Here is a 15,727-nt window from a genome sequence, read left to right as displayed (position 1 = left end):
TGTATATATACTTAAAATTACTTCATTTAGGGTAATTGTAATAATATTGTTATTACAAAACTAATCTTGTTTGTTTTAACCTTTACGGCGTTCTAGCAAAATCATCATCATTAAACCTAGAATAATGATATCGTCATCATTACCACTTAATTTCTTTAATTCACTTACTTTAAAACGACGGCCTACCAATGATTTCTCTTTAGATAAACGTACCACGGTTTCGTTATTGCCATTGATTACGATATAGGCAGGATTTAGGAATAAGCCGGTAAATAGATTAATAATTGGAATTTGACCAACCATACCATCCAAAACCTTTACCCAGGCATTTTCTTCTCTAATAGTATATTTTAATTGTTTGTTTTTATCGAAAATCTCATAATGAGCTTTCCATAGAGAAGCCCAACCTTTTCTACCAATTTTACCAAGTTCTTGACCAGAAGGGTCAGAAAAAGAATAACATGCAGAGAAATCAATCCACCTATCGGCTTTAATATTATATAGTAATTCGGTTTTGCTATCGTTCTGGTATACGCCAATATTCTCTTTAAATTTAAAGAGTTTTTGCTTTACATATGCCACCATTTTTCCGTTGGCATCTACAGCCGAAAAATCATTAGATAAAGTACCTATATGAAAAGTGAAATCTAATGGAAATTTATAATCTTGCATTTTAAATTTTTAGTGGTTGAATTCTTTATAGTCAATTAATAAGTCCCTTTGACATCTCCCATGGATATTGAAAATGGTCCAAGTTTATGAAGGGTAGGCAAGATAACACCACTTTCTGTTTCGATCCATTCTTCCCAAGAAGCTTCTACGCCACCAATAGGAATGATTTTTGTCCACAGTTTGAAACTTTTTGGTCTACCACTTGGTTCTATAATCCATAGATAAGAATCTCCAGGGGTATCCCCACCTTGAGTATAGGTAACTAAAAGGGCTTCTGACCCATCTTCCATATCTACCAAGTACCGTTCGGTGCCACGGTCAAATGCTTTGAATGGGGCAACTAACCAAAACGAATCATTATTATAATAATTCTGAGCTTTCTCAATTAAAACTTGAGTTTCCTCGTAATTGGTTTTCACATTGTTTACTTCGGCAATGCTAGATTGCGGAGTAATTAAATCTAAATGAACGATTGTGTTATCCCAGGTTACAATAACAATCTCCTTTTCTTTATCCCATTTATAGTGATGATCACCACGAAAAGACCATTCTAATATTTTGGTGTTGTTGAAGTTTTTGTAATTTAAGGCATCCAACATTCTATATGCTAAAGCATCAGCTTCAGGTCCAGATTCTCCTATAGGTACAGGTTCATTATATAGGTAATATAAAACACCATAGCCTATAAAAGCTAGTATAATGAGTATACCTAAAAGTTTAAATAATTTCTTTAGCATAATATATTTAAATATTTCATTAGTAAATTGTTATGTAGAAATTGAAAGTTGCTTAAAATTAATCTTAGTGATAATTAAAAGCCAACTGCTGCATCATCTCCACGTTTGTCTGCGCCACCTTCAAGCTTGCCGTTATCAAGTATGCGAATAGCATCAACTTTACCAATAATAGGAGTTCTTTCTTCGTTAATTATATAGCCTTTAGATTTTAGTTCCTCCTTTAAATTAGAAGGAAATCCGTCTGGTTCAAAGATGACCATGTCTGGTAACCATTGGTGATGAAAGCGAGGAGCATTAACTGCGTCTTGCATACTCATTTTAAATTCATAACCGTTCAAAATAGTCTGAGCCACTGCAGTAATGATTGTAGATCCACCAGGAGTACCGACAACCATCCATAACTTTCCGTCACGCTCAACGATTGTAGGGGTCATACTACTTAGCATTCTTTTCTCAGCTGCAATACTGTTGGCTTCAGCACCTACAAGTCCAAACATATTAGGTACACCTGCTTTGGAGCTAAAATCGTCCATTTCATTATTTAAAAAGAAGCCAAGTTCATCAGAATATAGTTTGGAGCCATAAGCGCCGTTAAGTGTTGTGGTGACCGATATGGCATTGCCTTCTTGATCTACAATAGAGTAGTGGGTAGTTTCCATACTTTCTACTATCTCTATATTTCCATGCTCAACTTCAGATGATTTTGTTGCCTTTTCAAAAGAGAAATTAGCCATTCTTTCCGTTAGGTAGTCGTCACTTAATAATTTATCATATGGAATTTCAACAAAGTCAGGATCACCTAGAAAATAATTTCTATCAGCATAAGCTCTTCTTGAAGCTTCTGTAAATAATTGTACCATTTTTGGGGAGTTATGACCAAGTTTGGCAACATCATAATTTTCCATCATCTTAAAAATCTGATTAATGGTAACACCTCCACTACTAGGTGGACTCATAGAAATGATGTGTAAATCTCTGTAATTAAAAGTGATTGGGTCTCTCCATACCGCCTGGTATTTTTCTAAGTCCTCTTCGGTAATATATCCACCTTTTTCTTGAATGAATGCTGCAAGTTTTTTAGCAACCTCACCTTTGTAAAAACCATCTCTACCATTTTTTGCGATGCTTCTAAAGGTATTTGCCAATGCAGGATATTTAATGGTATCATTAGTTTTAAATACGGTAGCAAACTTGGTGCTGTCACTGTTCACTTCAATAAATTTATCTCGTTGACTGGCCAATCGCTTTTCTTGGTTAGCGGTAACGACAACACCACGTTCTGCTAGAGCAATAACCGGAGCCATAATCTCTTCTAAGGGTAGTGACCCAAACTTTTTATGTACTTCAATAATGCCTGCTACTGTTCCAGGTACTCCTACAGCGGTTGCGCCTAAAGTACTTTTACCGGGAATCACGTTACCCAATGAATCTAAATACATGTCTTTTTGAGCTGATAAAGGAGCTTTCTCTCTATAATCAAGAGCGCCAACTTCACCGTCTGCTTTTCGATACACCATAAATCCGCCGCCACCAAGGTTTCCTGCAAATGGATAGGCAACCACCAAAGCCATTTCTGTAGCTACCATAGCATCAAAAGCATTGCCTCCTTTTTGCATGATATCACTACCAATTTTAGAGGCTTCCTCTCTTGCAGATACTACCATTGCATTATCTGTAACGGTCCCTGTTGGTACTGCCGGATTTTCTTTACAACTGCTTAATACTAACAATGCAGTCAGTGTAAATAATAGTTTTAGTTGGTTCATAGTAAGTTGTATTAATTATTTAAATAAGTATATATTAAGTATTGGTAGTATGATATTTAAAATATTATTTTTTTGTGGTTAAGGAAATATATTTATGTTTAGAATATGTAATAAGCTCCTCAAAAAACTCAGTAAATTCTTTTTCGAATTCATCATAATGTTCTTCAAGGTCTAAAATAGCAAAGTTCATTTTAGATTTGTTTTTTGTTCTACGGTTCATACCATTTAGTACGCGTGCAATACCATCCATTTTAGAATAATTGAATATCCAATTATCAGCTATCATATAAGGCATCATTCTTTTTATTCCATCGGGTAAAATTTCATAGTTGTCTTCTAAAAGATCATAGAAATTATCGACAAAAACATCTAGTGGAATATCAGAATATTTAGACCAGTTTTTGGCAAGAAAGTGGTCATAGTAGATATCAACGATAACCCTACTATAATGACTATAGTTTGCGTGAAGTCTCTTGCTGCTAATTTTTGGTATGGCGTGGGTGTCCGTATAAGTGTCAATTAAACGATGAAGCTTAATACCTTTCTGTACTTTAATGGGCAGATGCTGAAATTTATTAGCACGTATGCTGTCGGCAATAAAGTTACCTATGGTGATTTCTTTATCGTTAAAAGAAAGGTAGATATGGGCTAAAAAATTCATTGGACTAAATTATGCTTCCTAAGTCGAATTTACAAAGAAGGGCTATAGTGATAAGTATGATACCTTTATATTTGCAAAAAACTTATTAAGAGTATATGACACTAATAAAATCTATTTCAGGAATACGAGGAACAATTGGAGGAAAACCAGGAGATAATCTAACTCCGATCGATGCGGTAAAGTTTGCGGCATCTTATGGGATTTGGCTAAAGGATTATTCTAAAAAGGATAAGTTGAAAGTTGTAATTGGTCGTGATGCTCGTTTGTCTGGTGAAATGATTCAAAATCTTGTGGTTTCTACTTTGGTAGGTTTAGGAATTGATGTAGTTGATTTAGATTTATCAACAACACCAACAGTTGAAATAGCGGTGCCTATGGAAAATGCCGATGGAGGAATAATTTTGACGGCTAGTCATAATCCAAAGCAATGGAATGCCCTTAAATTGTTAAATGAAAAAGGGGAATTCTTGGATGCTGCCCAGGGTGCTAAAATTTTAGAAATAGCAGAAAAAGAAGATTTTGATTTTTCTGATGTCGATGATCTTGGAGTAATAAATAGAAACGATAGTTATATTGATATTCATATAGATGAAGTTTTAAACCTCTCTTTAGTTGATGCCGAAGTAGTTAAAAAGGCGAAATTTAAAGTTGTGGTAGATGGTGTAAATTCTACGGGAGGAATTGCAATACCAAAACTTTTAAAAGAATTTGGAGTAGAAGTAGTTGAGTTATATTGTGAGCCTACTGGTCATTTTCCACATAATCCAGAACCTTTAAAAGAACACTTAAAAGATATCTGTGATTTGGTTGTTAAGGAAAAGGCGGATTTTGGTATCGTAGTAGATCCAGATGTAGACCGCTTAGCTTTTATTAGCAATGATGGTGAAATGTTTGGGGAAGAGTATACATTGGTAGCCTGTGCAGATTATGTTTTAGGTAAAACAAAAGGGAATACAGTTTCTAATCTTTCCTCTTCACGAGCATTAAGAGATATTACTCAAAAGCATGGCGGTACTTATGAAGCTGCGGCAGTAGGTGAAGTAAATGTGGTTACTAAAATGAAAGCCAATAATGCAATTATAGGTGGTGAAGGTAATGGAGGTATAATTTACCCAGAAAGCCATTATGGTCGTGATTCTTTAGTGGGTACGGCTTTATTCTTAATGCTAATGGCAGAAAAGGGTGGTACAGTAGCAGAACTTAGAGCTAGCTATCCAAGCTATTTTATGAGTAAAAAGAAAATACAGTTGACACCTGGATTAGATGTGGATGGGATTTTAAAATCTATGGCTGAAAAATATGCAAACGAAGAGTTATCTACTATTGATGGTGTAAAAATCGATTTTGCAGAAAATTGGGTTCATCTACGTAAATCTAATACAGAACCAATAATCAGAATTTATACAGAAGCTAAAAGTCAAACTGAGGCAGATGGTTTGGCAGATAGAATTATAGGAGAAATAAAAGCAGTAGCAGGATTGTAACTCTTATAAAATAAGAAGCATAAAAAACCGGAAGCAGTTTAACTGTTTCCGGTTTTTGTTTTTGTAATGTTAATTTATTTCTGCGAAGGCAGCGGGTTTCTTGCCTCTATGTTTCCAGCGTTTGTGAGTCCATAAATAAAATTCCGGTTGGTCTTTTATCTGTTCTTCAGTAAGCCTTAGAAAGGCATCTGTTATTTCGTGTTCTTTAGTTTCTTTACTATTTATGGCAATCGGTATAAATTCAGCTTTGTAATATCCGCGTTTTACTTTGCTTACTTTTAAAAATACCGTAGCTAATCCTGTTTTTCTGGCTAATGCTTCTCCGCCATTAAAAATAGGAACTGTTATTCCCATAAAATCGGTCCAGTAATGCGCTCTGTGCGCTTGTGGCGATTGATCACTTACCATGCCATAAGTTGCACGTACATTATTTCTAAAATTCTGTATAACTGTTTTGGCTGTTTGGGCTTGTGTAATTAAAGTGGTGTTCCAACGAGCTCTTACTTTTCTGATAAAATTGTCAAAATAAGAATTGTTTATTTTTTGATAAACTGCATATCCTTTAGAATTAACGTAATTGTTTATGCTTACGTTCCATTCCCAATTCGCATAATGCGCACATAAAATAATGATACTGCGCTCTTTTTCTATCTCAAGTAAAACTTCCGGATTTACAACTTTATATTTTTTTGAAACGGCATCCTTACTTAAGTTCATCGTTTTTACCATCTCTAAGAACATATCACAAAGATGTTTGTAGAAGTCTTTTTCAATTCTATGAATCTCTTCTTTTGATTTTTCGGGAAAAACCAAGTTTAAATTCTCTTGAACCACTTTTCTTCGGTAACCAAAAACTCGGTAGATAAAAAAACAAGCAATATCAGATAAACCGTAAAATAAGCGATGTGGCAAAATGGAAACCACCCAGAGAAATGGGTAAATCAAAACAAAGGCCAATAGTTGCATTCTCAAAAAAATTATGGGCAAATATAGTTATATTTGACGCCAAATAAATGACAGATAATGTATAACCTTGATATAGCGACCATAGCAATAATTGCTGCAAATGTATTAGTGTCAATGAAGGGATTTAATGATACTTCTTTCTTTGAGCGTTACAAATTTAGTATCGGAGCAATAAAGGCAGGGCAGAAAGAACGCATGGCAACATCTGGTTTTTTACATGTAGATGTTTCGCATTTATTGTTCAATATGCTTACGCTATATTTCTTTGCAGGTGTAGTTATAAATTGGTTTGGTACCACTCAGTTTTTAATTATTTATGCGGTTAGTCTTATAGGTGGTAGTTTGTTAGCGTTGAGTTTTCATAAAGATGAGCCTTATTATTCTGCTGTAGGTGCAAGTGGTGCGGTTACCGGAATTTTGTATGCAGCTATACTACTGCAACCAACCATGCAATTGGGCATAATGTTTATTCCTATTCCAGTTCCTGCGTATGTAGTTGGTATTGGATATTTACTGTATTCTATTTATGGAATGAAAAAGCGGCTGGGGAATATAGGTCATACGGCACATTTTGGTGGAGCCATAGGTGGTTATGCCTGTACATTGTTATTCATGCCCAGTCTTTTACAGACCGAAACACTAATGGTTGGGTTATTGGCTCTTCCAATTATTTTACTATTTGTTCTTGGTAAAATGGGCAAAATTTAAGCTTTTTGTAAAGATTCTAAGAATCTTTGCTTAAATGAACTAAGATTTAGTGCATTTCATCGGTTTTCTCTGTGTATAGACAACAATCCCACACTTGGGGTCGTTATTGCTGAAACCCGAATTAAACATGAAATCAACCCTATCTATCAAAAAAACATGGCTTATGGCCATAGCTGCTACTTTTTTTGTGGCAAGTTGTAGTGATGAAACTACAGTTTTTGAAAATCCCGAAGATAACTTGGTTAATGAAACCGATCAATCAAAATTAGACAATAGTGTAAGTTTTGAACGCGCTGGTGTTCTTGATATTTATGAAGATCCTATAGCTACTGCCAAGAGATTTAATCTTACCGGAAAAACAGAAGAAGCAGGAGATTATCCACTATCCTTAGTTGCTCAAATTGCACCGCCATCATTTGATAATGGTGAAAATTTAGCTGCAACCCATGTTGCTTTAGACGGTGATTATGGTTATGTATCCTATAATACTGTTGGTCAAGATTATGTTGGTGCTATTGATGTAATAGATATTAGTGATCCAACCGATCCTAGAGTTACATCTAGGTTGTATTACACAAATGCAGATTTAAATTCAATTGCCTATGATAATGGGTATGTATATGTTGCTGGTGGTGTAGATTCAGAACAATCGGTAACGGCAACGGCAAATTCTTTAGTTGCTAAAATAGCAGTTAGTGGCGGTAGATTGAATACCTCTGACATTACTTATGGCTTTCAAGAAGGATTTAACGCTACAGATGTTCGTATTGTTGACAATAAGGCTATTGTAACTAGTGGTCAAGATGGATTTGTAGTGGTTTATGATAAAAATGATTTAAGTGCTTTGAACGAGGCTGCTTTTTCAGATTTACGTTCTGTAGCTTATAGTGGTAGTGAAATTGCTGTATTAGATGCTGCACAAGGTGTTACATTTTTAGATCAAAGTTTAAATGTAACAAGGAGTATAAATATCGATTCTGATTTTGGAGTAGATGCCAAGCGTACATTAGATTTTTCAAATGAAAATATTGTCGTTTCAGAGGGTGCAAAAGGAGCAGGAGTATATAACGCTACTTCTGGTAGCTTTGTAGAATACTTACCAATATTAACAAATCCGGAAAATGCTGAACCGGGCGAAATTGTAACTAATGGAGTTGCGGTTAACGAAGACGTACTTTTAATGGCGAATGGCGCTGGAGGATTAAGTCTTTCTGAAAGTAAAGATGGTAGTACTGTAGGTGTTGGTGTAATAGAACTTACCGGTTCTATAAATTACGTTACTTCTAAAGGAGATTATATTTTTGCCGCTTCAGGTAAAAAAGGGTTTCAAATTATAAAGTTGAATAGACCAGATGAAAGCTTGGTAACACGTTGTGAAGACTTAACCTCATATTCTGGTAGTTCAAATTTGAACGTGAATACAGGTGATGATTTAGCATATAGAGGCTCTAAAAGATTCAACAATATAAATATTGGTGGTAATCTATTGCTTTGTGGTTCTTGGACTGTGAAAGACGGTGTGAATATTAATGCAAATGGTTTATTTGAAATGAATGGAACCATCGTTATAGGAAGAAATAATAGACAAAGAAACGTTACAATAAATTCTGGTGCGACATTTAGGGTGGAAGGCAACTTAACTATTTATGGTGATTTAGTTCTAAATGAAGGAGCTACTATAGAGTTCATTGGTGATGATTCTGTTGTAAATATCTTTGGTAATGTTACTAAAGGCTCAAATGCAACGGTAGAAGGTACCTTTAGAGATGTTCGAGGAGCATTTTAATCGATACTATAAACTATAAAAAAAAGCCCGAACAACATTGTTCGGGCTTTTTTTTTATGTAATTAATTTTAAATCCTAATTCAACAATTCTGCAACTTTCGCTTCTAGTGCAGGACCTCTTAAATTTTTAGCTACTATAACACCGTTCTCATCTAATAAAAATGCTGCGGGTATAGCTTCTACATTATAAAGTTTAGCAATTTTATCATCAAAGTAGGCAATGTTAGAAATGTGATTCCACTCTAAACCATCTTCTGCTATTGCTTTTTTCCACGCTTCTTCTGTTCTGTCTAAAGAAACACCTAAGACGTTTAAGCCTTTATCATGGTATTTATTGTAAACAGCAACAATATTAGGATTTTCAGCTCTACAAGGTCTACACCATCCTGCCCAGAAATCAATTAATGTTACTTTTCCCATAACATCTTTAAGAGCGATTACGCTTCCATCAGGACTTGGTCCAGAAAATTCAGGAGCTTTAGCGCCTATACTTGAATTTTTGCCTGCAGCTTCAGAGGCCTTTAGTTTCTCTATTCCATCAAGAATTTGTTTACCTGGCTTAGAATTTTTAATTTCTTCAGATAAAGTCTTGTAGATTTCTTCAACTTCTTCAAGGCTAACTGCTTTGGTTGCAACAGCCCTATCCAGAACAAGTGCGGATATTAAAGCGTTAGGGTGAGTTTTAACGTAATCTAATTCAAAAGTCTTGTATTCCTCTTGTAATTCCTTCATTTCATCTTGAAGTGCAAGTGCAGCTTCACCAGATGCCACTTTCATATCTTGCTGAATAGATTGAGCTTGTTGAGAGATTTCTCTTGACTGTTCCATATAATCAGAAAAAGCATCGTTTTGGAATGTACCGCTAATTTCAGCAAAGCCCATACTGTCTCTTTGTGCACTAAACTGTATTTCTCCGTTTTCCAAAATTACAGCTGTATAACCAGGTAATTGTTCAACGAAGATATAATGTAGTTCAGGAATATCAGATTTTCCTGTAAAAGTAAATTCACCGTTGGTAGTAGTAGCAGTATCTACTTCCATAGGTTGATTGTTTTCTCCAATTTTCTTAAGGAAAACGCGAGTGCCATCTGTCATTTCGCCTCTTAATTTTCCATTAAGGGTAAAGCCTTCCGGTTTAGTGTTACAACTAAACAATAAGATTCCGGCTAGTAGTATTACAATACTATTTTTCATAAATTTCACTTAGGTTAAGTTGCAAATGTACTTATATAAAGAATATAAAAAAAGACCTCTAACGCAATGGCTAGAGGTCTTTATTATAATGATTAGTTTCTGTTTAAAACTGGTATCTGATACCTAGTCCTATATCAAAATCAAAATTATCAGAGAATCCATTATATCCTGTAACCCCTAGTTCAGGTCTAAAATCTAAAGAAAGTATCAATGGAATATCAAAATTATACTCAATTCCTATATCACCTGCAGCAAAGACAAATAATCCACCATCATCGCCAGGGAAATCAACACTACCTAAACCACCACCAACACCATAGTACCAGTTAAAATCACCCTCAATAGGTCTAACCCATTGGTAAAGTCCAGCTAATTTAAATGCGCTAAAGTTTCTACTATCACGCCAGCCCAAGTCAAATTCCAACCTATTGGCTCTTGTCAATGATTTTTGATAACTAATTTCAGCACCAAAGCCATCACTATCACCTAATCTTAATCCTAAGGCGTGGTCAGCAATTTCTTGAGCGGAAAGCGAGCAGGTCGCCATAAATAATAATACAGTAAATCCTTTTAAAATCTTCATATACTTCTTCTTTTTTGTGATGAAAAATGAGCCAATTTGTAATGTAGCTCACACAATAAAACTTAATTTAGCAATCAAAATTGTGTTAAGTTGGATAATAATTTGCTATTAAAGTTACGACAAGATTTAGAGGGAGATGTACGATTTGATAATCTTACTAAGACTATTTATGCTACAGATGCTTCCGTTTATAGAAAAATACCTTTAGGTGCTGCATTTCCTAAAACTGTTGATGATATAAAAACAATAGTAAGGTTTGCTAACAATGAAAATATTGGTCTAATACCAAGAACGGCAGGTACGTCTTTGGCAGGTCAATGTGTTGGTGATGGTTTGGTGGTAGATGTGTCTAAACATTTCACGAAAATTATAAGTGTTGATGAAGTTAACAAGCAAGTAACCATACAACCGGGTGTAATTAGAGATGAGCTAAATCAATATCTAAAACCTTACGGATTATTCTTTGGACCAAATACATCTACATCAAATAGATGTATGGTAGGTGGTATGGTGGGTAACAATTCATCAGGTACCACATCCATTCAATATGGTGTAACCAGAGATAAGATTATTTCAATGAAAACCATTCTATCAGATGGTAGTGAGGCGGAATTTGGAAGGATTTCCGCTGAAGATTTTAAGAAAAAACAGAACGGCAGTACACTTGAAGCATCACTTTATAATAATATATATAAAGAACTAGTAAATAAAGAAATAGCTAAAGAAGTAATTGACCATTTTCCTAAGCCTGAAATACATAGAAGAAATACTGGCTATGCTGTCGATGAATTATTGAAGTCAGAAATTTTTGGTGGTATGGAACCATATTTTAACATGGCAGAATTACTGTGTGGTAGTGAAGGAACTTTGGCTTTTACCACAGAAATTACAGTTCAGTTAGACGACTTACCGCCAGCATTATCTGCAATGGTAGTTACGCATTATACATCTTTGGAAGATTGCTTAATGGATGTAGTTCCGGTTATGGAACATCCATTGCATTTGTGCGAAATGATGGATAAGGTTATTTTGGACTGTACAAAAAATAACAGAACGCAGTTAGCAAATCGATTCTTTGTAGAGGCTGATCCCGCAGCTTTATTAATGTTGCAGGTTTCGGCACATACGGAAGAAGAGTTAAAGGGTATTATCGCTTCATTAATAGCTACTATTGAAAAATCTGGTTTAAGCTATTCTAACCCAGTTCTTTTTGGAGATCAAATAGCAAAAGCCATTGAGTTACGTAAAGCAGGTCTTGGTCTGTTAGGAAATATTGTAGGAGATATGAAAGCAGTGGCATGTATTGAAGATACTGCAGTAGCGCTGCCGGATTTAAAGAATTTTATAGCCGAATTTTCTGAAATAATGAAAGGTTATGGTCAAAGCGCTGTGTATTATGCACATGCGGGTGCAGGTGAACTGCATTTACGACCAATATTGAACCTGAAAAAATCTACCGATGTTGGTTTGTTTAGAAGTATAACAACTGATGTTGCTAAGCTTACCAAGAAATACAAAGGTTCTTTTAGTGGGGAGCATGGCGATGGTATTGTTCGTGCCGAGTTTATTCCGATAATGATTGGTGATAAAAACTACCAGCTGTTAAGACGAATTAAGTCTTACTTTGATCCTAAAGGTATTTTTAATCCTGGTAAAATAGTTGATGCATACCCAATGGATAAATCCTTTAGGTATGAAATTGATCGTGAAGAGCCGGATATAAAGACTTTCATGGACTTTTCTGATAGTGAGGGTATATTAAAGGCCGCAGAAAAATGTAATGGAAGTGGAGACTGTAGAAAAACCCATCATATGAATGGTGGTATGTGTCCAAGTTATCATGTAACAAAAAATGAAAAGGATACTACTAGAGGCAGGGCAAATACGTTAAGGGAGTTTTTAACGAACCCAAATAGCACAGCTAAAAATAGGTTTGATAGTCCTGAAATTAAAGAGGCATTTGATTTGTGCTTAAGCTGTAAAGCGTGTGCAAGTGAATGTCCAAGTAATGTAGATGTATCAACTCTAAAAGCAGAATTTTTATATCAATACCAAGAGGCAAATGGCTATCCTTTAAGAGGAAAATTGTTTGCGTACAACACAAAACTAAACGGATTGGCTAGCAAGGTTTCTGGACTGACCAATGCCATTTATGATTCTAAATTTTTAGGTGGTTTGTTGAAAAAATCGAGTGGTGTTGCCAAAGAAAGAAGCTTGCCAAATGTTTATAGCTTTAATTTCGATAAGCATCTTCAAAAATCTAATCTTGAGAATACTAAGTCAAAGAAGAAAGTAGTATTATACATAGATGAATTTACGAAATACTTAGATATCGAAGTAGGTAAAGATGCAATTGAGTTACTTGCCAGATTGGGTTATGATATGGAGTTGTTCTATGCAGAAAGTGGAAGAACTTTTCTTTCAAAAGGGTTCTTGAAACAAGCTCAAAAGCTAGCCATTAAAAATATAAAGGAACTTAAGAAGTTTGCTGAAGCCGGTTTGCCTATTTTAGGATTGGAGCCATCTGCAATTTTATCTTTTAGAGATGAGTACAAGAGAATGACTTCAGATAAAACTACAGCCCAAAAAATTGCAGACCATTCATTTTTAATAGAAGAATTTTTGGCAAAAGAAATTGCCGATGGTAGTTTGAAATCTGCAGATTTTACTGAAGAAGTAAGAGATATAAAAATTCATAATCATTGTCATCAAAAAGCATTAAGCAATCAGAAAGTAACGTTTGATGTTTTAAATCTACCGGCAAATTACAAGGTTACAATTATTGCTTCAGGTTGTTGTGGTATGGCAGGTTCCTTTGGTTACGAAGAAGAACATTATGAAACTAGTATGAAAATTGGAGGTTTAAAACTATTTCCTGCAGTGAGTAAATCTTCTGCTGAGACTATTATTGCTGCAAACGGCACTAGTTGTAGACATCAAATATTCGATGGTACAAAAAGGATTGCAAAGCATCCAGTTAGTATACTGAAAGAGGCTTTATTGAATTAATTATCGGTAAGGCCGCCTTTTTCCTTTTTGTTATTACTAGCATTTCTATGAGTGATGGTTGCTATAAGTTCATTCATATCCATTGACTTTAGCTCTTCATCCATATAAAACGAGGCTAATTTGTCGTTTTCATAACGGTATAGTTTCCAACGTTTAAAAGAGTATTCTAAAGCTGTCATATGTTTAACCCAATCGCCTGAGTTCAAATAAAGGCATGCTCCTTTTTTAGTCTGAAAATGCTGTTTGTTAGGTGCATGGCTATGCCCGCAAACTACATGGTCATAATGTTGGCTAATAGCCATTTTAGCGACATTATTTTCAAAAGATTCAATTTGTTTAGGATCGCGTTCACCATGGTTTAATTCTGGATTAGAAAAAGGTTTGTTTTTCTTACCGAATAGCTTAAACAGTTTAGTTTTCAATTTTGCTAGGTTCAACAAGGTATCAAAACCAATTTCACCAAAGTGCAATAGCCAGTGAGAGTGGCGAAAAGAGAAATCAAAAATATCGCCATGAAAAAACAATGTATTTTTCCCATTGAGTTTTAAGGTAAGACGATTAGAAACCTTAATGATACCCATATAAATATTGTCAATCTTACGAAACGGCTCATCTCTGTTACCGGTAATGAAGTGAACAACAGTTCCCTTAGAAGCCATTGAAAAGATTTTCTTGACCACTTTTAAATGCGAAGGTGGAAAGTAATTATTACGCATTTTTCCAGCATCTAAAATATCGCCATTGAGAATTAGCATTTTTGGGTCAATACTAGATAAATATGTTAGTAATTCTTCTGCATGACATGCATAAGAACCCAAATGTACATCCGATAAAACAGCTATTTCAAGACGACGCTTCTTCAAGTGGTAAATTTTTACACCAAAATTAAACCTAATAACAACTTAATCAGTTATTTAGTAGGTCAATAATCTATAATCATTACGTTAAGTAATTATTACGCTAAGTGACTAAGGTTAAGCTAATATTATGCGTTTTTTAAATTTTTCTTTAAAGCATTTAACATTTATCTTTGATGACTTTGAACTTGTATGCTTTACAATCGTTAAGCATAAATTAGAACGTATTTATTATGGCCGGAAATACCTTTGGAAATATATTTAGGGTAAGCACTTATGGAGAGTCCCACGGAAAAGCAATTGGAGGTGTTATAGATGGCTGTCCGTCTGAAATTGAAATAGATTTTGATGCGATACAAAACGATTTAAACCGTCGTAAACCAGGACAATCTGCTATTGTAACCCAAAGAAAAGAACCAGATGAAGTAGAATTTTATTCGGGCATCTTTGAAAGTAAAACGACGGGTACACCAATTGGCTTTGCTATTCATAATACAAATCAAAAATCTAAAGATTACGGACATATAAAAGATTCGTATAGACCATCTCATGCCGATTATGTGTATGATCAAAAATATGGTTTTAGAGATTACCGTGGCGGAGGCAGAAGCTCGGCAAGGGAAACAGCAAGTAGAGTGGTGGCAGGAGCTATTGCGAAACAATTTTTAAAAGGAATAGAAATACAAGCATTTGTATCTCAAGTAGGAGATATGAATTTAGGTAAACACTATACAGAACTTGATTTATCGTTAACCGAATCTAATGCAGTTCGTTGTCCTGATGTTGAAATGGCTGCAAAGATGGAAGAATATATAAAATCTATCAAAAAAGAAGGCGATACAATAGGTGGGATTATCACCTGTGTCGCAAAAAATGTACCGATTGGTTTAGGAGAACCTGTATTCGATAAGCTTCATGCAGAATTAGGTAAGGCAATGCTATCTATAAATGCGGTTAAAGGCTTTGAATATGGTAGTGGTTTTGAAGGTGTTAAGATGAAAGGCAGCGAACACAATGATCAATTTAATAGTGATGGCTCTACAAAAACCAACTATAGTGGCGGTATTCAAGGAGGAATAAGCAATGGTATGGATATCTATTTCAACGTAGCTTTTAAGCCAGTAGCTACAGTCATTCAAGGGTATGAAACTATTGATAAAGAGGGTAATATGGTTCAGACACAGGGTAAGGGAAGACATGACCCTTGTGTGGTTCCAAGAGCTGTACCTATAGTAGAAGCTATGACCGCCTTGGTTTTGGCAGACTATACCCTAATTAACCGCACCATTAAATTATAGGTTGCG

Annotated in this window: 13 protein-coding genes; 5 read left to right on the top strand and 8 right to left on the bottom strand. The window is 35.0% G+C overall.

Annotated elements, in window-relative coordinates:
* Positions 1–75: 75 nt before the first annotated feature.
* From P178_RS0116185 to P178_RS0116170, 4 genes are all read right to left on the bottom strand, one after another.
* Positions 76–672 carry a hypothetical protein gene (locus tag P178_RS0116185; protein WP_027067199.1) on the bottom strand — a complete coding sequence of 199 codons (597 nt, stop codon included), beginning with the start codon at positions 670–672 and terminating at the stop codon, positions 76–78.
* Positions 673–707: 35 nt separating this feature from the next.
* Entirely contained in the window at positions 708–1,409 is a 702-nt protein-coding gene (locus P178_RS0116180) for a hypothetical protein (RefSeq protein ID WP_027067198.1), read from the bottom strand.
* 74 nt (positions 1,410–1,483) lie between these two features.
* The gene (ggt, locus tag P178_RS0116175) at positions 1,484–3,175 is read right to left on the bottom strand and encodes a gamma-glutamyltransferase (RefSeq protein ID WP_036147007.1); all 1,692 of its coding nucleotides are present in this window, start codon (positions 3,173–3,175) and stop codon (positions 1,484–1,486) included.
* 64 nt (positions 3,176–3,239) lie between these two features.
* Positions 3,240–3,836: an ACP phosphodiesterase gene (locus P178_RS0116170; RefSeq protein ID WP_027067196.1), complete on the bottom strand. Its 597-nt coding sequence runs from the start codon at positions 3,834–3,836 to the stop codon at positions 3,240–3,242.
* 95 nt (positions 3,837–3,931) lie between these two features.
* Between P178_RS0116170 and glmM the strand changes: the two genes are divergently transcribed.
* Positions 3,932–5,320 carry a phosphoglucosamine mutase gene (glmM, locus tag P178_RS0116165; protein ID WP_027067195.1) on the top strand — a complete coding sequence of 463 codons (1,389 nt, stop codon included), beginning with the start codon at positions 3,932–3,934 and terminating at the stop codon, positions 5,318–5,320.
* Between the two features lie 69 nt (positions 5,321–5,389).
* Here glmM and P178_RS0116160 read toward each other — a convergent pair whose 3' ends face one another.
* Positions 5,390–6,286 carry a lysophospholipid acyltransferase family protein gene (locus P178_RS0116160; RefSeq protein ID WP_027067194.1) on the bottom strand — a complete coding sequence of 299 codons (897 nt, stop codon included), beginning with the start codon at positions 6,284–6,286 and terminating at the stop codon, positions 5,390–5,392.
* A 57-nt stretch (positions 6,287–6,343) separates the two neighbouring features.
* Here P178_RS0116160 and P178_RS0116155 point away from each other — a divergent pair, with 57 nt between their 5' ends.
* Together P178_RS0116155 and P178_RS0116150 are read left to right on the top strand one after the other, a co-directional pair.
* Complete coding sequence (locus P178_RS0116155) at positions 6,344–6,994, top strand: rhomboid family intramembrane serine protease (protein ID WP_027067193.1); 651 nt, start codon at positions 6,344–6,346, stop codon at positions 6,992–6,994.
* A 127-nt stretch (positions 6,995–7,121) separates the two neighbouring features.
* The gene (locus P178_RS0116150) at positions 7,122–8,780 is read left to right on the top strand and encodes a hypothetical protein (protein WP_231500559.1); all 1,659 of its coding nucleotides are present in this window, start codon (positions 7,122–7,124) and stop codon (positions 8,778–8,780) included.
* 75 nt (positions 8,781–8,855) lie between these two features.
* Here P178_RS0116150 and P178_RS0116145 read toward each other — a convergent pair whose 3' ends face one another.
* Together P178_RS0116145 and P178_RS0116140 are read right to left on the bottom strand one after the other, a co-directional pair.
* Positions 8,856–9,974, bottom strand: coding sequence for a TlpA disulfide reductase family protein (locus tag P178_RS0116145; RefSeq protein WP_027067191.1), 1,119 nt, complete (start codon positions 9,972–9,974; stop codon positions 8,856–8,858).
* 103 nt (positions 9,975–10,077) lie between these two features.
* Positions 10,078–10,557, bottom strand: a complete 480-nt coding sequence (locus tag P178_RS0116140; RefSeq protein ID WP_027067190.1) for a hypothetical protein — start codon at positions 10,555–10,557, stop codon at positions 10,078–10,080.
* Between the two features lie 90 nt (positions 10,558–10,647).
* Between P178_RS0116140 and P178_RS0116135 the strand changes: the two genes are divergently transcribed.
* The gene (locus P178_RS0116135) at positions 10,648–13,566 is read left to right on the top strand and encodes an FAD-binding and (Fe-S)-binding domain-containing protein (RefSeq protein WP_027067189.1); all 2,919 of its coding nucleotides are present in this window, start codon (positions 10,648–10,650) and stop codon (positions 13,564–13,566) included.
* Here the strand turns inward: P178_RS0116135 and P178_RS22240 are convergent.
* Positions 13,563–14,429: a UDP-2,3-diacylglucosamine diphosphatase gene (locus P178_RS22240; protein ID WP_036147002.1), complete on the bottom strand. Its 867-nt coding sequence runs from the start codon at positions 14,427–14,429 to the stop codon at positions 13,563–13,565. The two genes, P178_RS0116135 and P178_RS22240, sit on opposite strands and share 4 nt — an antisense overlap.
* A 227-nt stretch (positions 14,430–14,656) precedes the next feature.
* Between P178_RS22240 and aroC the strand changes: the two genes are divergently transcribed.
* Entirely contained in the window at positions 14,657–15,721 is a 1,065-nt protein-coding gene (aroC, locus tag P178_RS0116125) for a chorismate synthase (RefSeq protein ID WP_027067188.1), read from the top strand.
* Positions 15,722–15,727 lie beyond the last annotated feature (6 nt).

The sequence above is a fragment of the Maribacter sp. Hel_I_7 genome (assembly GCF_000688315.1).
In the GTDB taxonomy this organism is placed as follows: domain Bacteria; phylum Bacteroidota; class Bacteroidia; order Flavobacteriales; family Flavobacteriaceae; genus Maribacter; species Maribacter stanieri.
Note: the sequence above shows the minus strand (reverse complement) of the source record. Positions and strands in the feature narration are given on the sequence as shown.